Below are 17,384 nucleotides of genomic sequence, written 5' to 3'. Positions count from 1 at the left end.
GACCCTCGGCGGCGGGACTCAGCCCTGCTCGTCGGTGTCACCCGACTCGCCGGTGTCGGCACCATCATCAGACTCCTCGGCGTCTTCGTCGCCCTCCTCGACCGCCTTGCGCGGCATATGGATGCTGACGAGCACCGGGTCATGATCATTCTCGACATCCAGCCCGGGAAAGCTCACCCCCGCCGGCGCCTCGATCTGCGACAGATGGACTGAGTCACCGACGTCGAGCTCGATAACATCCAGCTCGATGGCGGTGGGCAGGTCGTCGGGCATGCACTCGACGTCGATCTCGATCAGATCGTGGTGAATAACCCCGTGGCCCTGCTTCACGCCGACCGCTTCCTCCTGGTTGAGCAGATGGATCGGCACCTGCTGGCGCATCTTCTCCCCGGCCTTGATTCGCAGCAGATCGAGGTGGGTGACCAGCGGCTTGAACGGATGACGCTGGAGGTCCTTGAGAATGGCCTTCTCCGTGCGCTTACCCTTCACCTTCACATCCAGGATCTGGGAGAAAAAGGCCTCTTCGCGCAGCAGACGCAGGATCTGCTCTTCGTCGAAGGACAGCGAGACGGGTTTCTTGTCCGCGCCGTAGAGGATACCGGGCACCCGTTTTGCACGACGCAGGCGGCGGCTCGCACCTTTCCCCTGGTCGTCGCGTACGGCGGCATCCAGTTTCAGTTCAACACTCATTCGTTTTTCTCCATCGTGGCCCCCGCGACCAGGGGCAGTTGGGACAATCAGTCGACGAAAAGCTCGCTGACCGATTCATCGTTATTCACCCGCCGCATGGTTTCGGCGAGCATTTCCGCCAGCGAAAGCTGACGAATCCGGTCGCTGGCGTCGGCGGCCGCGGACAGCGGGATGCTGTCGGTGACCACCAGTTCGTCCAGGTAGCTGTTCTCGATGCGCTCGATCGCCGGCCCCGAGAGCACCGGGTGGGTAATATAGGCAACCACCTTGCCGGCGCCGCGCTCTTTGAGCGCCGAGGCCGCCTGGCAGAGGGTGCCGGCGGTGTCGATGATGTCATCGACGATGATGCAGGTCTTGTCCTCGACGTCGCCGATGATGTTCATCACCTCGAGCTCATTGGCCCGCGGCCGGCGCTTGTCGATGATTGCCAGATCGGCGTTATCGAGTCGCCTCGCCACCGCCCGGGCCCGCAGTACGCCACCAACGTCCGGCGAGACGACGATCTTGTCGGCATGGGTCTGTCGCCAGATATCGCCGAGCAGGACCGGCGAGGCGTAGACATTGTCAACGGGGATATTGAAAAAGCCCTGGATCTGGTCGGCGTGCAGGTCGACGGTGACAACGCGGTTAATGCCGGAGGTGGTGATCATGTCGGCGGCGAGCTTCGCGGTAATCGGCACCCGCTGCGATCGCTGGCGACGATCCTGCCGCGCATAGCCGTAATACGGTATGACCGCCGTGATACGCGCCGCGGACGACCGTCGGAGGGCGTCGGCGATCACCAGCAACTCCATGAGGTTATCGTTGGTGGGCGCGCAGGTGGGCTGGATGATGAAAACGTCGTGACCACGGACGTGTTCGTTGATCTCGACCTGGACCTCACCGTCACTGAAACTGGTGACGATGGCATCGCCAAGCCGGGTCTTGAGGTGGGACGCCACGGATCGAGCGAGTTGCGGATTGGCATTCCCCGCGAACACCATCATGCTTCCGTTTTCCATGGCAACTGCACCCTGCTGCTGATGTATGGCTGGGGCGGCAGGATTCGAACCTGCGCATCCGGGGATCAAAACCCCGTGCCTTACCGCTTGGCTACGCCCCATTTGTCGAAGATTGCCGGGCCTCGAGGCGGCCGGGCAAGGGAGACCGGTTAGCGGCCCGGGTAACCCAGGCCCTGCCATGCGCGTCGATGCCCGCCTTTGCCCGGTCCGCGGATGGTCGATCGTCGAACCAGGCGAATATGCATCCGCCGGTGCCGGTCAGCCGTGTCGGCCCGAACTCCGAGAGCGCGTCGATTGCTGTAGCGATTCGCGGATGGAGCCGACGGACGACCCGCTCGCAATCATTTCGCGAATCCAACGCGTTAAAGCGCGGTATTGTTATACGCTCAGTATGGCGTGTCAATTTGGGATCGTTGAATACGCTGCCCGTATTCACGTTGACGCCGGGATCGAGGACCACCAGCCAGGGTCGGTCAGCATCCATCGGGGTCAGCTGCTCGCCGATACCCTCCGCCCAGACCGCCTGCCCGCGCACGAACACCGGCACGTCGGCGCCCAGTTCAAGACCCAGCTGCTCGAGCGCTGCCGGGGCAAGGCCGCATCCCCAGAGCGCATTCAGCGCCACGAGCGTTGTTGCGGCATCCGATGAACCGCCCCCCAGACCGCCACCGGCGGGAATGCCCTTGCGGATGTGGATACGCACACCGGCGGTTACGCACGCCCGGCGTTGCAATGCCGTGGCCGCTCGCACGGCCAGATCAGCGGACGGTGCCAGGCCCGCCAACCCGCCGTCGCGAACGATTGCACCGTCTCCGGTCACCGTAAAATCAAGCCAGTCCAGCGGTTCGATGAACTGAAAGAGCGTCTGCAGCGTGTGGTAGCCATCCGCCCGCCGACCGGTGATGTGCAGGAAGCGATTGATCTTCGCCGGTGCCGGCCAGTCACGCGACACGTCATTCACTCGCGTGACTCCCACTCGCCAATGGCGATGCGCACCGACATGTCACCGCGGACGACGGCGACCCGCTCGGGAAGGTGGTAGTCGCCGACCGCCCGGAAGGTCTCATAGGTCACACGCCAGCCATCCTGGTGGATGACGCTCGGGCGCCCTTGCGGATCCGGAATGACCCGGCCATCCAGCCAGGGCACCGGACGCCCGGTCACCCAGTAGCGCAGGAAGCTGACCGGCAGGTCGTAACCGGTCACCGCCCGGACGAGCTCGCGCGGGCTCTCCGCGGTGTAGCGCTCGCCATCAGAGGTAGTCAGCCGAACCACGTCGCCATCGCCGGTGATACGCAGGCTACCGGCCCCGAGGGCACCACGCAGGTCGATACGATACTCTCTCCCGGACTGATCCCAACTGACGGTAGCGGTGGCGCCCTCGTCGCCGAGCCGCAGCGAGGTCCGCCCGTTCAGCCGCCAGGCGGCCGGGACCGGCGAGGGCTCCCAGGTCGCCAGCGCCACGCCGGCATCGGTCGAATCGGGTTGCGGTGAGCGAACCGCACAGGCGGTCAGCAGCACGCACAGCAGAATCGGTACCGAGGCACGGAATAGACACCGCTCCTTCATTGATCCAGCCGCTCCATCGTTTCCTCCAGTACTGGATGATCGCCGTCAAAGGCCTGCTGCGCATCCCGCCAGACCGTGCGTGCCTCGTCACGCCGATCCAGCACCCAGAGCACCTCGCCCAGGTGCGCGGCGATCTCCGGGTCGCCGTTGGTCCGTTCATGAGCGCGCTCCAGAAACCCCAGCGCCTCCTCGAGCCGGCCCTGCCGGAAGGCGGCCCACCCCATGCTGTCGACGATCGCCGGTGCATCCGGGCGGATCTCGTAGGCCCGCTCGATCAGCTTCGCCCCTTCGCGGATCCGGTCGGTCTGATCCACGAGAACGTAGCCCAGCGCATTGAGCGCCTCGGGGTTGTCAGGGTTGTCGCGAAGGACATGGCGCAGATCCGCCTCGCCACCCTCGAGATCACCCGCCGCAAATCGGGTCATCGCCCGGGCGTAGCGTAACTCCGCGTCATCCGGCCGCGGCTGGAGCGCGAGGTCGAACACGTCGAGGCTCTCTTCCAGCCGATCGAGACGACGCAGCAGCCGACCCTCGAGCAGCAGACTGCGGCGACCAAGCGGAGCGTTGGTGGCGCGCAAGCGCTGCAGAGCCGTCAGCGCAAGGTCATCATCGCCGCTTCTGAGCGCCACGACCACGGCGGCATTGAGGAGCTGCAGCCGCGTCGTCCCGGCCTCGACCAGCGATCGAAACTGCTCGAGTGCCTGGGAATCGCGATTACCCGCCATCAGTGCACGCGCGTACTCGAATCCCAGGGCCTCGTTGTCCGGTGACTCGGCGAGCAGTGCGCGGAAGACGGCCAGTGCCTCGTCGATGCGATCCAGTTCCAGCAGTGCATCGGCGCGAATCAGTCGGGCGTTACGCGATTCCGGGCGGCTGGCGAGGACGGATGCCACCACCTCCAGGGCCACCGCAGGCTGGTCGCGATGGATTGCCAGTCGCGCCAGAGCCAGTTGCGCCCCTTCCGACTGCGGCGCCGACGCCGCGACCGCCCGCATGACGTCGAGGGCCTCCGGGGGCAATGCACTGTCGCGCAGGCGCTGGCCCAGCCGATCGATGACGGCATCACGATCTCCGGGATCCGTCGGCAGCCCTTCCAGGAACCGATCGATGGCCCGCTCGGTGTTGCCACGGCGCAGGCTGACCAGCCCCTGCAGACGCCTTGCCTCACCACTGTCCGGCGCCAGCGCCACCCAGCGCCCGCCGAGACGGCTTGCTGCCGCCATGTCGCCGGCGCGGAGCGCCAGGCGCGCGCCGCGCGCGATAACTTCGACATCGCTCAGCCGCTCGGCAGTGCGATCATAAAGCGTGCTCGCCCGAGCAATATCACCGCGCGCCACCGCCAGTTCCGCAGCCATCACAATCGCCATTGGCGCCCGATCCGTCGGGGCGGGCGCGGGGGACGCATTGCGCTCCAGCCGGGTGCAGGCCGCCATCAGGCAGACCACCAGCAGTACGCTGAGCAACTTTCGATTCGCGAACCTTTCCATCGACCCCGTATCCTACTTGTGTTGAGGCACTGCTGCCCTACAATCTGCCACATTCCAGTCAACCGGATCCCGATGCCTGTCGTCACCCTGGGGCTCAACCACGAATCGGCACCGCTCACCGTCAGGGAGCAGGTGGTCCTGCCGGCGGAAATGCTGGACAGTGCGCTGTCCGCCCTTGCGCAGCGCCCCGGTGTGCGTGAAGCCGCGGTCCTGTCGACCTGCAACCGAACCGAGATCTATGCCGTGCTGGCACCCGAAGCAACTCCGGCCATCCTGCATCGGTGGTTGGCTCACCAGCAGGGCCTGAGCGCGGACTGGCTCGAGCCCTATCTCTATGTCTACGAAGGCCGGGATGCGGTCGTCCATCTCCTGCGGGTCGCGGCGGGGCTGGACTCGCTCGTCCTTGGCGAGCCGCAGATCCTCGGCCAGGCCAAACTGGCTTATCGCTCGGCGGCAGACGCGGGGTTGCTCGGGCAGATCCTTGACCGCCTCTTCCAGCATGCCTTCTCCCTCGCCAAGCGCGTGCGTACGGAGACGGTGATCGGCACCCATCCGGTATCGGTCGCCTTTGCCGCCGTCACCCTCGCACGCCAGATATTCGACCGGCTCGACCGTCGCCGCGCACTGCTCATCGGGGCCGGCGAGATGATCGAGCTCACGGCCCGGCACTTCCGGGAACAAGGCATGGGCGAGCTCGTGATCGCCAACCGGAGCCACGACCGGGCCGAGGCACTGGCGAGTACCTGCGGCGGAACCGCAATCGGGCTCGACGGGATTGATGCGTTCCTCCCGAAAGCCGACATCATCATCTCCTGCACAGCCAGCAACGAACCCGTTGTCAGTCGCGAGCAGATCCGCAAGAGCCTTCGCAAGCGTCGACACGAACCGGTCTTTATCGTCGATCTCGCGGTGCCGCGGGACATCGAGGCCAGCGTGGACCGGCTCGAGGACGTCTACCTGTACACTGTCGACGATCTTCGCAATGTCATCGACCGCAACCAGCGAAGCCGCGCCGCGGCCGCCGAAGAGGCGGAAAAGCTTGTCGATGAGCAGGCCGAGCGGTTCATGGACTGGATCCGGACGCTGGATGCGGTCAGCGCGATCCGACGCTATCGACTGCATGGCGAGCACCAGCGTGACTATGCCCTGGAACAGGCGCGGCGCGAGATCAGCGCCGGCCAGCCACCGGAGCAGGTGCTGGAGGCGCTCGCGCACCGCCTGACCCGTAAACTTTTGCACTTACCCACCATGGGGCTGCGCGACGCTGCCCGCAGCGGCGATCCGGAGATTATCCGGCAGAGTCATCGCCTGCTGGGCCTCGACGACAGCCGGGACGACGACGACCAATGAATGACAACCTGCGCCGCAAACTCCAGAGCCTGCTGGAGCGCCACGAGGAGATCGAGCAGCTGCTCGCCGATCCGGAGGTCATCGGCGATAACCGTCAGTTCACCCGCCTTTCCCAGGAGTACGCCCGGCTCGAACCGCTGGCGAAGACACTCACCGCATTCGAATCTGCCGAGGCCGATCTCGCCAGTGCCGAGGAACTGGCCACGGACGCCGACGAGGCCATGCGGGCCATGGCCGAGGAGGAAATCGGTGATGCACGGGATCGCATTGCCGAGCTCGAGAGGGCGCTGACGCTGCTGATGATCCCGGAGGATCCCAATGATGCGCGCAATACGTTCATCGAGATCCGCGCCGGCACCGGGGGTGACGAGGCGGCGCTCTTCGCGGGCGACCTGCTGCGCATGTATCTGCGCTATGCAGAGCATCAGGGCTGGAGAACGGAGATCCTGAGCGAGAGCTTTGGCGAGCAGGGGGGGTACCGTGAGGTGATTGCCCGCGTAGCCGGCGAGCGGGTCTACTCAAAACTCAAGTTCGAGTCCGGCGCCCATCGCGTTCAGCGCGTTCCGGCCACCGAGTCCCAGGGCCGCATCCACACCTCGGCCTGCACGGTCGCTATCCTGCCCGAGGCGGCAGAGATCGATGAAATCGAGATCAATCCCGCGGATCTGCGCATCGACACGTTCCGGGCGTCGGGCGCGGGTGGTCAGCATGTCAACAAGACCGATTCCGCGGTACGCATGACGCATGCGCCGAGCGGAGTCGTGGTGGAATGCCAGGAGGAGCGATCGCAGCACAAGAACCGGGCCCGGGCGCTGTCACTGCTACAGGCACGCCTGATGGACCAGCAGCGCGATGCCGCCGCAGCGGAGCGCACTGAAACCCGGAGACTGCTGGTGGGTACCGGTGATCGATCCGATCGAATTCGGACCTATAACTATCCCCAGGGTCGGGTAACCGATCACCGCATCAATCTCACTGTCTACAAGCTCGAATCGGTGCTGACCGGCCATCTGGAGGAGATCATCGATCCATTGATCAATGAATACCAGGCCGATCAGCTCGCGGCACTGGCGGCCGAGAGCTGATCGCCTCGCGCAGCGGCTGACCGCTCAGGCCACCCGCTGCTTCTCGCGGATTTCCTCTAGAGTCTTGCAATCGACGCAGAGCGTCGCCGTGGGGCGTGCCTCGAGTCGGCGGATGCCGATTTCGACGCCGCACTCGTCACAGAACCCGTAATCATCCTTGTAGATGCGCTCCAGCGTCTTGTCGATCTTGCGGATGAGCTTGCGCTCCCGGTCCCGAGTCCGAAGCTCGAGCGCGAATTCCTCTTCCTGCGTGGCCCGGTCAGCCGGATCCGCGTAGTGATGTGCGTCATCGCGCATGTGGCTGACGGTTCGCTCCACTTCTTCCAGGAGCTGGTTTTTCCAGGCACCGAGTATCGACTGAAAATGCGCCAGCTGGGCCTCGTTCATGTACTCCTCATCCTCGGCGGGATGATACGGCTCGATCCCTCGAACGGGCAGGGAAGCATTGTCGGTCATAGTCACCTCCGTTTGGCTCGGCCACTTGTTCATCGTGTCTCAGGCAATGCGCGCCTGAAGCGGTTGAGAGAGTTTAGCGGCGGCTTCGCGCAGCGTGCCCTCGGTCGTTGTCCAGTCGATGCAACCATCGGTAATGGAAACGCCGTACTCGAGCGCCGAGGGGTCATCTCCAAGCTTTTGCTTTCCCCAACCGATATAGCTTTCGATCATTGCCGCGACAATCGATCGGTTACCTTCGACAATCTGATTGACGATATTATCCATCACCAGCGGCTGCAGGCTCGGATCCTTGCTCGAATTGGCATGGCTGCAGTCAATCATCAGGCGGGCCGAAAGCCCCTCATCGGCCAGCGCCTTCTCGCAGAGGGCAATGCTGACCGAGTCATAGTTCGGCTGATCGCCGCCGCGCAACACCACATGCCCGTAGGGGTTGCCGGCGGTCCGGATGATCGCCGAGCGACCATCATGCTGGGTAATGCCCAGGAAGCTGTGACGGCTCGCCGCCGAGCGCATGGCGTTGATCGCGACATCGAGACTGCCATCGGTCCCGTTCTTGAAGCCGACCGCCGTCGACAGCCCGCTCGCCATCTCCCGATGTGTTTGCGACTCGGTGGTGCGTGCGCCGATGGCCGTCCAGCTGATGAGGTCCCCCAGGTACTGCGGGGTAATCGGATCCAGTGCCTCGGTCCCGGCGGGCAGCCCAAGCTCGGCCATATACAGCAGCAGCTCGCGTGCCCGACGCAGTCCCTCTTCGATATCGAAGCTGTCATCCATGTACGGGTCGTTGATCAAACCCTTCCAGCCCACGGTAGTCCGCGGTTTCTCGAAATAGACCCGCATCACGATGAAAAGCGAGCCACTGAGCTCATCGTGCAGTGCCTTGAGGCGTCGCGCATAATCGCGGGCCGCCTCGAGATCGTGGATCGAGCAGGGACCGATCACCACCAGTAGGCGCGGGTCGCGGCCGTCGAGAATGGCCTCCACTGCCTGCCGGCCGGCCTTCACGGTGGCTATCGCCTTGTCCGAGAGCGGCTGCCGCGCCTTCAGGTCAGCCGGCGTCGGCAGCGGATCCTGCGCGATGACGTTGAGGTTATCGATACTGGTTTCGCTCATGAGGTTTTTTCACCCAATGTCTGTTGCTCCTCTCTCCCGGCATGGTAGCCCGCGGCCCGGATTTTCTCCATGGAGGGCGTCGCCCGGAACGCAGTCTGCTATCCTTCGAGATCATTTGTACAGGTTTTATCGCCATGGCCATCGATCGCAAATTACTCGACATTCTTTGCTGCCCGGTTACCAAACAACCGGTCCACATACTCGAGCGCCACAGACTCAAAAGCCTCAACGAGCGCATTGCCGAAGGCGGCGTTCACTACCAGGACGACTCTCCCGTGGAGACGCCCCTCGAGGAGGGGCTGATCACCGCCAACGAGGAGCGTGTCTACCGGGTCGATGACGGCATTCCCGTGATGCTCGAGGAGCGAGCCATCAACCTGCGCGCCGCCGATCTGAAGTGAGCGACGGCATCACCCTCGGCGAGGCTCAGCGACGGGGCGTGGAGTTGCTCGCGGCCGCCCGGAGCGATGCCGAGATCGACGTGGACTGGCTGCTCACCGCTGCGACCGGGCTGAACAACGCCCGGCGCCGCGCCCATCCCGAAGACTGGATGACGGAGACCGCCTGGCGGCGCTTTCGCGCCCTGCTACAGCGCCGCTACCGGGGTGAGCCTGTTGCCTATCTGCTGGGCCGGCGGGGATTTCTCGATTTCGATCTGGTGGTGACACCCGCGGTGCTGATCCCGCGCCCGGAGACCGAGCATCTGGTGGAAGCGGCGCTCGAAACACCGGCGGCCCGGGTACTCGAGCTGGGCACGGGCAGCGGCTGTATCGCCATCGCACTGGCCCGGGCCTGGCCCGCCGCCAGCGTCGACGCCACCGACTGCTCGGCCGAGGCATTGACGGTCGCCACGCAGAATGCGGCCATTCTCGGCGTGGAGGGCATACGCTTTCTACGCGGTGACTGGTACGAACCGGTCTCGGGGCCGCGTTATAACCTGATTGTTGCCAACCCGCCCTATATCGGCGAACAGGAACCGGAACCGGACCAGGACGATGCCCGCTTCGAACCGCGGATTGCACTAAGGGCGGAGGAAGACGGCCTGGCTGCATTGCGGACCATCATCGCCGGTGCACCCGATCATCTGGAGCCGACCGGGCGGCTCTGGGTCGAGCATGGCTTTCGCCAGGGGCCCGCCGTCCGTGATTGCCTCGCAGCGCACGGGTTCGAGGCCATTGAGACACGCCTGGATCTGGCCGGCCATGAACGGGTCAGTGGCGGCCGGCTGGGATATCCGCGCGATGAATGACGAACAGCTGATTCGCTACAGCCGCCAGATCATGGTGCCGGGCCTGGACCTCGCCGGTCAGGAGCGGTTGCTGGCAAGCCGCGTGCTGCTGGTCGGGGCCGGCGGACTGGGTTCCGCCGTTGCCCTCTACCTCGCGGCGGCGGGTGTCGGCCATCTCAAGGTGGCCGACTTCGACCGGGTGGCGCTTACCAACCTGCAACGCCAGATCCTGCATGGCACATCGGACGTGGGCCGACTGAAAACCGATTCCGCCCGCGAGCGGCTCGCCGATATCAATCCCGAGGTAACGGTCGAGCCGGTTAACCAGCCGCTGACCGCGGATAACCTGCCGGCGATCGTTGATGCCGTGGACCTCGTCATTGATGGCTCCGACAACTTCGCCACCCGCTTCGCGGTGAATGCCGCCTGCGTTGGCAGTCGAAAGCCCCTGGTCTCCGGCGCCGTGATCGGCATGGACGGTCAGGTCGCCGTATTCCGACCCGACCTCGGCGGTCCCTGCTACCACTGCGTCTACCCAGACACCGGCGAGGAAGCCGTCAGCTGCAGCGAGAATGGCGTACTTGGACCCATGCCGGGCGTGATCGGCAGTCTTCAGGCGGTTGAAGCCATCAAGGTGTTGACCGGACTGGGCGAGCCACTCAACCACCGGCTCCTCAGCGTGGATGCCCTCACCCAGCGCTGGCGCCGGATCGGCCTACGTCGCGATCCGGCCTGCCCTGTCTGCGGCCCCGACGCGGGTCAGTGCGACTGACTGCTGTCCGGTGACCGGTTGGCCGGATCGGTAAACATCGCCTCGACATCGACGGCATCGAAACGATACGGCTCGTTACAGAAATCGCAGCGCACCTCGACCTGCCCTTCTGCTTCGAGCGTATCCCGCATCTCCTGCTCACCGAGCCCCTCGAGCATCGCCGCGACCCGTTCGCGCGAGCACCGACAGCGGAATCGGAACGGCATGGGGTCGAAAATGCGGAGATCCTCTTCGTGGAACAGGCGGCGGATGACTTCGCCGGGCGCCAGCTCACGCAGTTCCGGCCCGGTAATCGTCGCCGCCAGCTGATCCGCCCGTGCCCAGGCATCGGCATCGCCACCGGCGGCATCACTCGCCGGCAAACGCTGGATCAGCATGCCGGCGGCGCGACCCTCGTGGGCGGACAGCCAGACTCGGGTCGCGAGCTGTTCGGACTCGCGGAAGTAATGCTCCAGCGCAGCGCCGAGACTGCCCCCGGCGAGATCCACCACCCCCTGGTAGCGATCGGCGTCCGATTCCGGATCGATGGTGATCGCGAGCGTCCCGCCGGCGGCCTGGGTGTCGAGCGGCACGTCCACCGGGACCGTATCGCTGGTCCGCGCCATCGCCCGCAGTGAGCCGTCGCTACCCGCCTGAACCAGCAGAAGGCGGAGCGGACCGCCGGCCTGTAGCTGCAGGGTCAGGTCGCAGGGATACTTGAGCGTCGCCGCCAGCAACGCCACGGCCGCGAGCCCCTCGCCGATCAGCCGATCCACGGCCGGATCGTACTCCGCCCGCCGGGTGATCTCGGTGAAGGCCTCGTCCAGCTGGACGACTTCGCCGCGTACGTCGGCATGCTCGAAGAGGAACCGATGGAGCCGATCAGTCATGGGGCATCAACCATCCAGACGCCGTTTGAGGATCTCATTGACCTGTTGCGGGTTCGCCTTACCGCCCGAGGCCTTCATCACCTGACCCACAAAAAAACCCATCAGTTTCGTCTTGCCGGCACGGTACTGCTCGAGTTGCTCCGGGTTGGCAGCGATCGCCTCATCCACCATCGCCTCGATGGCAGAGTTGTCGGTGACCTGCCGGAGGCCGCGCGCGCTGATGACCGTATCGGCATCGCCCTCGCCATCCCATATCGCCTCGAAGACCTCCTTGGCGATTTTTCCCGAGATAGTCTCGTCACGGATTCGCTCGAGCAGACCCGCGAGTGTCGCGGCGTCGACCGGGCTCTGGGTAATATCCAGGCTCGCCTTGTTCAGCGCTCCCGACAGCTCACCCATGACCCAGTTGGCAGACAGCTTGGCATCACCAGCGGTCGCAACCACGGCCTCGAAGTAGTCCGCCAGCTCGCGCGAGCCGGTCAGCACGCCAGCGTCGTAGCCGGACAGGCCATAGTCCTGCTGGAAGCGCGCGGACTTGGCATCGGGGAGCTCCGGCAGCTCGGCGCGCACCTCGTCGATGAACGCGGTGGTAATCTCCAGTGGCAGGAGGTCGGGATCGGGGAAGTAGCGGTAATCATGGGCCTCTTCCTTGCCCCGCATCGAACGGGTCTCGCCCCGGTCCGGATCGAAAAGCCGGGTCTCCTGGATCACCTGGCCGCCGTCCTCGATCAATTCGATCTGGCGCTCGATCTCGTAGTTGATTGCCCGCTCGACAAAGCGAAACGAATTGAGGTTCTTGAGTTCTGCGCGGGTCCCGAACTCGGTCTGGCCGACCGGCCGTACCGATACGTTGGCGTCACAGCGAAAGCTGCCCTCCTGCATGTTGCCGTCACAGATGCCCAGATAGCGCACCAGTGAGTGCATTTTCTTCATGTAGGCAACCGCCTCTTTCGCGGTCCGCAGCTCCGGCTCCGAGACGATCTCCAGCAGCGGAGTCCCGGCACGGTTGAGGTCGATGCCGGTCATCCTCGCGAAGCCTTCATGCAGGCTCTTGCCGGCGTCCTCCTCGAGATGCGCCCGGGTGACACCCACCCGCTTGCGCGGGCCATCCTCGGGATCGATGTCGAGATGGCCGGTACCAACCACCGGTAACTCGTACTGCGAGATCTGATACCCCTTGGGTAGATCGGGGTAGAAGTAATTCTTGCGCGCGAACACCGACCGACCGGCAACATCCGCATCCAGCGCCAGGCCCAGGCGAACGGCGAAGCGCACCGCGCGCTCATTGAGAACGGGCAGCATGCCCGGCATGCCCAGGTCGATGGCCGCGGCCTGGCGGTTGGCTTCGGCGCCATACGCCGTCGGCGCGCCCGAGAATATCTTGGTGCGGGTGGCGAGCTGCGCGTGCAGCTCGAGCCCGATCACTGTTTCCCATTGCATGTTCTGCTACCCCTCCACCGACGGCCGCTGCCGGTGCCAGTCCGTGAGCTGCTGGTACCCGTGGGCAGCGCCAAGCAGGCGCCCCTCCTCGAAATGATTGCCGATCAGCTGCAGACCGACCGGCCGACCGTCACCGAATCCGGCAGGGATCGACAGCGCCGGCAGCCCGGCCAGATTCACCGCGATCGTAAAGATATCCGACAGATACATCTGCACCGGATCATCCGCCTTCGACCCCAGCGGAAAGGCCGTGGATGGCGACGTCGGGCCGGCGATCACGTCCACCGACTCGAAAGCCCGCGCGAAATCCTGCTGGACCAGCCGCCGTACCTGCTGCGCTTTGCGATAGTAGGCGTCGTAATAACCCGCCGACAGGGCGTATGTCCCCACCATGATGCGGCGCTTGACCTCCTCCCCGAAGCCCTCGCCGCGACTGCGCTTGTAGAGATCTTCCAGATCCGCTGGACTGTCACAGCGATAGCCGTAGCGCACGCCATCGAAACGCGACAGGTTGGACGAGGCCTCGGCGGGAGCGATTACATAGTAGACCGGCACCGCCATGCCGGCGTTGGGCAGCGAGATCTCACGCACCTCGGCGCCGGCCTCGCGCAGCGCCTCCGTCGCGGCGGTCACCGCGCTCGAGACCTCGGCATCCACGCCGTCCGCCTCGATGAACTCTTTCGGCAGACCCACTCGCAGTCCCCGCACATCGGTCTGCGCCAGCGCGGCCCGGTAATCCGGTACAGCGCGATCGACGCAAGTGGAGTCGCGGCGATCGAATCCGGCCATGCCCCGCAGCATGATCGCCAGATCCTCGGCGCTCGAGGCCATCGGCCCGGCCTGATCGAGGCTCGACGCAAAGGCGACGATGCCGTAGCGCGACACCCGCCCGTAGGTGGGCTTGAGGCCGCTGATCCCCGTTAGCGCCGCGGGCTGGCGAATCGAGCCGCCCGTATCCGTGCCCGTCGCCGCCGGCACCAGCCCCGAGGCAACGGCCGCCGCCGACCCGCCCGACGACCCACCGGGCACCGCCTTGCGATCCCAGGGATTTTTCACCGGACCGAAAAAGCTCGTCTCGTTGGACGACCCCATGGCGAACTCGTCCATGTTGGTCTTGCCGACGGTCACGGCACCGGCCGCCCGGAGCTGCTCCACCACGAAGGCGTCGTACGGGGGAACAAAGCCCTCGAGCATTCGGCTGCCACAGCTGGTGCGCACCCCGCGGGTGCAGAAAATATCCTTGTGCGCGATCGGGATGCCGGTCAGCGGACCCGCCTCGCCACGCGCCCTGGCCGCATCTGCGGCCTCGGCCTCGGCCAGCGCCGAATCGGGCGTGAGGGTGATGAAGGCGTTGAGATCGGCGGCCTGCTCGATCCGCTCGAGCGTGGCACGGGTCAGCTCGACGCTGGAGCATTCCCCCTGTTCGAGCGCCCTACCGAGTTCAGCAATGGTGCGGTCATGCATAGTGAGTCGGAATCCTGAGCCATAGCCCTATCGGGCCGGTGATTATTCGATAACGCGGGGGACGAGGTAATAGCCGTCCTCGGTGGCCGGGGCAATGGCCTGGAAACGCTCGCGCTCATCCGGCTCGGAGGGCTCATCCGTTCGAAGGCGCTGGGTCATCTCCAGGGGATGGGCGAGTGGATCGACGCCCTCGGTATCAACGGTGCCCAGCTGTTCAACGAAATCGAGGATCTCGGAGAGATTGCGGGCATGCGTCTCGCTGTCCTCGGCACTTACCGCCAGTCGGGCCAGATGCGCGATCTGGGCAACTTCATTGGCACTGATGGGCATGTCGGATTTCCTGACGGCTTGATCATTAAGCCTCTAAAACTACCACAGGGCCTACCTTGCCCAAACCCCCGCCGGTTGATAGATTGATGCGTCTTTTCAACTCGTCTGGATTTCTTCATGTTCAAGGGCATACGGGGTATTTTCTCCAATGATCTTTCGATCGATCTGGGTACGGCCAACACCCTGATTTACTCCCGCGGGCAGTCGATCCTGCTCAACGAACCCTCGGTCGTCGCCATCCGGCAGGATCGCGACGGCGGCCCCAAGACCATCGCCGCGGTCGGCCGCGAGGCCAAACTGATGCTCGGTCGAACACCGGGGACAATCAAGGCGATACGCCCACTCAAGGACGGCGTGATCGCCGATTTCACCGTCACCGAGAAAATGCTCCAGCACTTCATCAAGAAAGTGCACGAGGCCCGCTTCTTCCGGCCCAGCCCGCGGGTCCTCGTCTGCGTGCCTGTCGGATCGACCCAGGTGGAGCGCCGTGCGATCCGTGAATCGGCCGCCGGCGCGGGGGCTCGCGAGGTATTTCTGATCGAGGAACCCATGGCCGCCGCGATTGGCGCCGACATGCCGGTTGGCGAGGCCCGGGGCTCGATGGTGCTGGATATCGGCGGCGGCACCTCGGAAGTTGCCGTAGTCTCGTTGAATGGCATCGTCTACTCGGCCTCCGTGCGTATTGGCGGCGACCGCTTCGACGAGGCCATCGTCAATTACGTTCGCCGCAATTACGGCATCCTCATCGGCGAATCGACGGCGGAGCGGATCAAGCACGAGATCGGCCAGGCCTTCCCGGGCAACGAGGTTCGCGAGCTCGAGATCAAGGGGCGCAACCTCGCGCAGGGCATCCCGCGCAGCTTTACACTGAACAGTAACGAGATCCTCGAAGCCCTTCAGGAGCCGCTCTCGGGGATTGTCGGCGCGGTCACCACCGCCCTCGAACAGACACCACCGGAGCTGGGGGCGGATGTCGCCGAACGGGGGATCGTCATTACTGGCGGTGGCGCTCTGCTCCGCAATATCGACCGGTTGCTCATGGAGGAAACCGGCCTGCCGGTCGTCATCGCCGAGGAACCGCTGACCTCGGTCGCCCGCGGCGGCGGCCGGGCGCTCGAGCTCATGGACGAGAAGGGCGCGGACCTTTTCACCAGCGAGTAATACCGTTCAGGCTCACATGACCGGGAGGGCTTCACGCCGGAGGCTGCAAGACCATTAAACCGCTTTTCTCACAGGCGCCATCCGTCACTGCCCGATTCGTCCTCGTCGCCGTTATGTCGTTCGGGCTCCTGCTCGTCGACCACCGCGACGGGCTTCTGGAACCGATCCAGGACAGCCTGTCGGCCATCGCGCAGCCGATCCGCTTCATCGCCTCCTTCCCCGACCGGGTAGGCCAGCTAGCCACCGAGATAACCACCAGCCGTCGTGAACTGATCCAGGAAAATCAGCGGTTGAAAGATCGGCAGCAGGTCTACCAGGCCCGGCTCCAGCGCCTCGACGCCCTGGAGGTCGAGAACATTCGCCTGCGCAGCCTGCTCGATTCGTCCTACGAGCTCGAGCGTCCGGTGGTCATTGCCGAGCTCACGGCGGTCGACCTCGATCCATTCAACCATCTGATCCAGATCAACAAGGGACTGCGTGACAGCATCACCGCCGGGCAGCCGGTCATTGACGCCAACGGGGTAATCGGCCAGGTCGAGACCGTTTCTCCTTTTACCGCCACCGTCCGACTGATCAGCGATCCCAGTCATGGCATTCCCGTGCAGGTCAATCGCAATGGTCTGCGAAGCGTTGCCTTCGGTACCGGCCGCACGGATACGCTGACCATCACCAGTCTGCCCAATAACGCCAGTATCGAGGTCGGCGACCTGCTCGTAACCTCCGGCCTGGGCGGGCGCTTCCCGGCCGGCTACCCCGTGGGCGAGGTTCGAAGTGTCAGCATTGATGAGAGCAAGGCCTTCTCCAGCATCGACGTCAAACCCCTCGGCGCGCTGGGGCGGGTCGAGGAGGTCCTGCTGATCGAGGAGGGAGGCAACCGTCGTGAGTAGCGCCCGCCCCCATGCACGCTGGCTCATCGCACTCACCCTGGTGATTGCGCTGGCGCTGACCATCCTGCCGCTGCCGGACGTCCTCGAGGCCTATCGGCCGGAGTGGGCGATGCTGGTCGTCCTCTACTGGAGCCTCGCCCTCCCGGCTCGCGTGGGAGTTGGCGTGGCCTGGCTGGCGGGACTGCTGCAGGACGTGCTCCAGGCCACGGCGCTCGGCTCCCACGCCCTGGCATTCGCGATCGTGGCTTACCTGACCATTCAGCTGTATCAGCGTATCCGCAGCGTGCCGATCTGGCAGCAGGCACTGACCGTACTGGTCATGCTCAGCGCGGCCCGGGGCGTGCTCTTCGTGACCCGGGGACTGACCGACAACCCGAACGTGGGCTGGCAGTTCTGGCTCCCCGCGCTCACCAGTACGCTCCTCTGGCCCGCGGTGTTCGTGCTGTTGCGATTCCTGCGCCGGAGCTTTCAGGTCAACTGAT

Annotated in this window: 19 protein-coding genes and 1 tRNA gene; 8 read left to right on the top strand and 12 right to left on the bottom strand. The window is 64.9% G+C overall.

Annotation, left to right across the window (positions count from 1 at the left end):
• Positions 1-18 precede the first annotated feature (18 nt).
• From EV698_RS00460 to EV698_RS00435, 6 genes are all read right to left on the bottom strand, one after another.
• Entirely contained in the window at positions 19-690 is a 672-nt protein-coding gene (locus EV698_RS00460; protein ID WP_130502222.1) for a 50S ribosomal protein L25/general stress protein Ctc, read from the bottom strand.
• A 47-nt stretch (positions 691-737) separates the two neighbouring features.
• Positions 738-1,691: a ribose-phosphate diphosphokinase gene (locus EV698_RS00455; RefSeq protein WP_239016153.1), complete on the bottom strand. Its 954-nt coding sequence runs from the start codon at positions 1,689-1,691 to the stop codon at positions 738-740.
• A gap of 26 nt (positions 1,692-1,717) precedes the next feature.
• Positions 1,718-1,792: transfer RNA gene (locus EV698_RS00450), tRNA-Gln, on the bottom strand.
• The gene (gene ispE / locus EV698_RS00445) at positions 1,783-2,643 is read right to left on the bottom strand and encodes a 4-(cytidine 5'-diphospho)-2-C-methyl-D-erythritol kinase (protein WP_420853044.1); all 861 of its coding nucleotides are present in this window, start codon (positions 2,641-2,643) and stop codon (positions 1,783-1,785) included. The genes EV698_RS00450 and ispE overlap by 10 nt, the downstream gene beginning before the upstream one ends.
• A 5-nt stretch (positions 2,644-2,648) precedes the next feature.
• Complete coding sequence (gene lolB, locus EV698_RS00440; RefSeq protein ID WP_130502220.1) at positions 2,649-3,260, bottom strand: lipoprotein insertase outer membrane protein LolB; 612 nt, start codon at positions 3,258-3,260, stop codon at positions 2,649-2,651.
• Positions 3,257-4,747 (bottom strand): tetratricopeptide repeat protein, encoded by a 1,491-nt coding sequence (locus tag EV698_RS00435; RefSeq protein WP_130502219.1) that lies wholly within the window; start codon positions 4,745-4,747, stop codon positions 3,257-3,259. Before EV698_RS00435 ends, lolB begins: the two co-directional genes overlap by 4 nt.
• A gap of 72 nt (positions 4,748-4,819) precedes the next feature.
• Between EV698_RS00435 and hemA the strand changes: the two genes are divergently transcribed.
• The gene (gene hemA, locus EV698_RS00430) at positions 4,820-6,097 is read left to right on the top strand and encodes a glutamyl-tRNA reductase (protein ID WP_130502218.1); all 1,278 of its coding nucleotides are present in this window, start codon (positions 4,820-4,822) and stop codon (positions 6,095-6,097) included.
• On the top strand, positions 6,094-7,182 hold the full coding sequence (gene prfA, locus EV698_RS00425; protein ID WP_130502217.1) for a peptide chain release factor 1: 1,089 nt from the start codon (positions 6,094-6,096) through the stop codon (positions 7,180-7,182). Before hemA ends, prfA begins: the two co-directional genes overlap by 4 nt.
• Before the next feature lie 24 nt (positions 7,183-7,206).
• Here prfA and dksA read toward each other — a convergent pair whose 3' ends face one another.
• The gene (gene dksA, locus EV698_RS00420; protein WP_130502216.1) at positions 7,207-7,638 is read right to left on the bottom strand and encodes an RNA polymerase-binding protein DksA; all 432 of its coding nucleotides are present in this window, start codon (positions 7,636-7,638) and stop codon (positions 7,207-7,209) included.
• 39 nt (positions 7,639-7,677) lie between these two features.
• Complete coding sequence (locus EV698_RS00415) at positions 7,678-8,751, bottom strand: 3-deoxy-7-phosphoheptulonate synthase (RefSeq protein WP_130502215.1); 1,074 nt, start codon at positions 8,749-8,751, stop codon at positions 7,678-7,680.
• A gap of 134 nt (positions 8,752-8,885) precedes the next feature.
• Between EV698_RS00415 and EV698_RS00410 the strand changes: the two genes are divergently transcribed.
• From EV698_RS00410 to EV698_RS00400, 3 genes are read left to right on the top strand one after another with little or no spacing between them, the layout of a single operon-like run.
• Positions 8,886-9,152, top strand: a complete 267-nt coding sequence (locus tag EV698_RS00410; protein ID WP_207220464.1) for a Trm112 family protein — start codon at positions 8,886-8,888, stop codon at positions 9,150-9,152.
• Entirely contained in the window at positions 9,149-10,000 is an 852-nt protein-coding gene (gene prmC / locus EV698_RS00405) for a peptide chain release factor N(5)-glutamine methyltransferase (RefSeq protein ID WP_207220463.1), read from the top strand. Before EV698_RS00410 ends, prmC begins: the two co-directional genes overlap by 4 nt.
• Positions 9,993-10,751: a HesA/MoeB/ThiF family protein gene (locus EV698_RS00400; RefSeq protein WP_130502214.1), complete on the top strand. Its 759-nt coding sequence runs from the start codon at positions 9,993-9,995 to the stop codon at positions 10,749-10,751. The genes prmC and EV698_RS00400 overlap by 8 nt, the downstream gene beginning before the upstream one ends.
• Here EV698_RS00400 and hslO read toward each other — a convergent pair.
• The 4 genes from hslO to gatC are packed head-to-tail and all read right to left on the bottom strand — an operon-like array spanning position 10,739 to position 14,854.
• Positions 10,739-11,620: an Hsp33 family molecular chaperone HslO gene (gene hslO, locus EV698_RS00395; RefSeq protein WP_130502213.1), complete on the bottom strand. Its 882-nt coding sequence runs from the start codon at positions 11,618-11,620 to the stop codon at positions 10,739-10,741. The genes EV698_RS00400 and hslO overlap by 13 nt on opposite strands.
• 6 nt (positions 11,621-11,626) lie before the next feature.
• Complete coding sequence (gatB, locus tag EV698_RS00390; RefSeq protein ID WP_130502212.1) at positions 11,627-13,060, bottom strand: Asp-tRNA(Asn)/Glu-tRNA(Gln) amidotransferase subunit GatB; 1,434 nt, start codon at positions 13,058-13,060, stop codon at positions 11,627-11,629.
• 6 nt (positions 13,061-13,066) lie between these two features.
• Positions 13,067-14,524, bottom strand: coding sequence for an Asp-tRNA(Asn)/Glu-tRNA(Gln) amidotransferase subunit GatA (gatA, locus tag EV698_RS00385; RefSeq protein WP_130502211.1), 1,458 nt, complete (start codon positions 14,522-14,524; stop codon positions 13,067-13,069).
• A gap of 42 nt (positions 14,525-14,566) precedes the next feature.
• Positions 14,567-14,854 carry an Asp-tRNA(Asn)/Glu-tRNA(Gln) amidotransferase subunit GatC gene (gene gatC / locus EV698_RS00380; RefSeq protein ID WP_130502210.1) on the bottom strand — a complete coding sequence of 96 codons (288 nt, stop codon included), beginning with the start codon at positions 14,852-14,854 and terminating at the stop codon, positions 14,567-14,569.
• A 117-nt stretch (positions 14,855-14,971) separates the two neighbouring features.
• Between gatC and EV698_RS00375 the strand changes: the two genes are divergently transcribed.
• Genes EV698_RS00375 through mreD form a run of 3 tightly spaced genes read left to right on the top strand, consistent with a single transcriptional unit; the run spans position 14,972 to position 17,383 of the window.
• Positions 14,972-16,015: a rod shape-determining protein gene (locus EV698_RS00375; RefSeq protein WP_130502209.1), complete on the top strand. Its 1,044-nt coding sequence runs from the start codon at positions 14,972-14,974 to the stop codon at positions 16,013-16,015.
• 53 nt (positions 16,016-16,068) lie between these two features.
• On the top strand, positions 16,069-16,902 hold the full coding sequence (gene mreC, locus EV698_RS00370) for a rod shape-determining protein MreC (protein ID WP_130502208.1): 834 nt from the start codon (positions 16,069-16,071) through the stop codon (positions 16,900-16,902).
• Positions 16,895-17,383, top strand: coding sequence for a rod shape-determining protein MreD (mreD, locus tag EV698_RS00365; protein ID WP_130502207.1), 489 nt, complete (start codon positions 16,895-16,897; stop codon positions 17,381-17,383). The genes mreC and mreD overlap by 8 nt, the downstream gene beginning before the upstream one ends.
• Position 17,384: the final 1 nt, after the last annotated feature.

The sequence above is a fragment of the Spiribacter vilamensis genome (assembly GCF_004217415.1).
GTDB classification, from domain to species: Bacteria; Pseudomonadota; Gammaproteobacteria; order Nitrococcales; family Nitrococcaceae; genus Spiribacter; species Spiribacter vilamensis.
This window is presented reverse-complemented; position numbering and strand designations above follow the sequence as displayed.

Bases quoted from the DNA above. Each gene is read 5' to 3' on its own strand.
- EV698_RS00415 (WP_130502215.1), bottom strand. From the start codon at position 8,751: ATGAGCGAAACCAGTATCGATAACCTCAACGTCATCGCGCAGGATCCG.
- EV698_RS00460 (WP_130502222.1), bottom strand. From the start codon at position 690: ATGAGTGTTGAACTGAAACTGGATGCCGCCGTACGCGACGACCAGGGG.
- gatC (WP_130502210.1), bottom strand. From the start codon at position 14,854: ATGCCCATCAGTGCCAATGAAGTTGCCCAGATCGCGCATCTGGCCCGA.
- EV698_RS00375 (WP_130502209.1), top strand. From the start codon at position 14,972: ATGTTCAAGGGCATACGGGGTATTTTCTCCAATGATCTTTCGATCGAT.
- hslO (WP_130502213.1), bottom strand. From the start codon at position 11,620: ATGACTGATCGGCTCCATCGGTTCCTCTTCGAGCATGCCGACGTACGC.
- EV698_RS00400 (WP_130502214.1), top strand. From the start codon at position 9,993: ATGAATGACGAACAGCTGATTCGCTACAGCCGCCAGATCATGGTGCCG.
- gatB (WP_130502212.1), bottom strand. From the start codon at position 13,060: ATGCAATGGGAAACAGTGATCGGGCTCGAGCTGCACGCGCAGCTCGCC.
- EV698_RS00410 (WP_207220464.1), top strand. From the start codon at position 8,886: ATGGCCATCGATCGCAAATTACTCGACATTCTTTGCTGCCCGGTTACC.
- prfA (WP_130502217.1), top strand. From the start codon at position 6,094: ATGAATGACAACCTGCGCCGCAAACTCCAGAGCCTGCTGGAGCGCCAC.
- dksA (WP_130502216.1), bottom strand. From the start codon at position 7,638: ATGACCGACAATGCTTCCCTGCCCGTTCGAGGGATCGAGCCGTATCAT.
- hemA (WP_130502218.1), top strand. From the start codon at position 4,820: ATGCCTGTCGTCACCCTGGGGCTCAACCACGAATCGGCACCGCTCACC.
- EV698_RS00455 (WP_239016153.1), bottom strand. From the start codon at position 1,691: ATGGAAAACGGAAGCATGATGGTGTTCGCGGGGAATGCCAATCCGCAA.
- lolB (WP_130502220.1), bottom strand. From the start codon at position 3,260: ATGAAGGAGCGGTGTCTATTCCGTGCCTCGGTACCGATTCTGCTGTGC.
- EV698_RS00435 (WP_130502219.1), bottom strand. From the start codon at position 4,747: ATGGAAAGGTTCGCGAATCGAAAGTTGCTCAGCGTACTGCTGGTGGTC.
- gatA (WP_130502211.1), bottom strand. From the start codon at position 14,524: ATGCATGACCGCACCATTGCTGAACTCGGTAGGGCGCTCGAACAGGGG.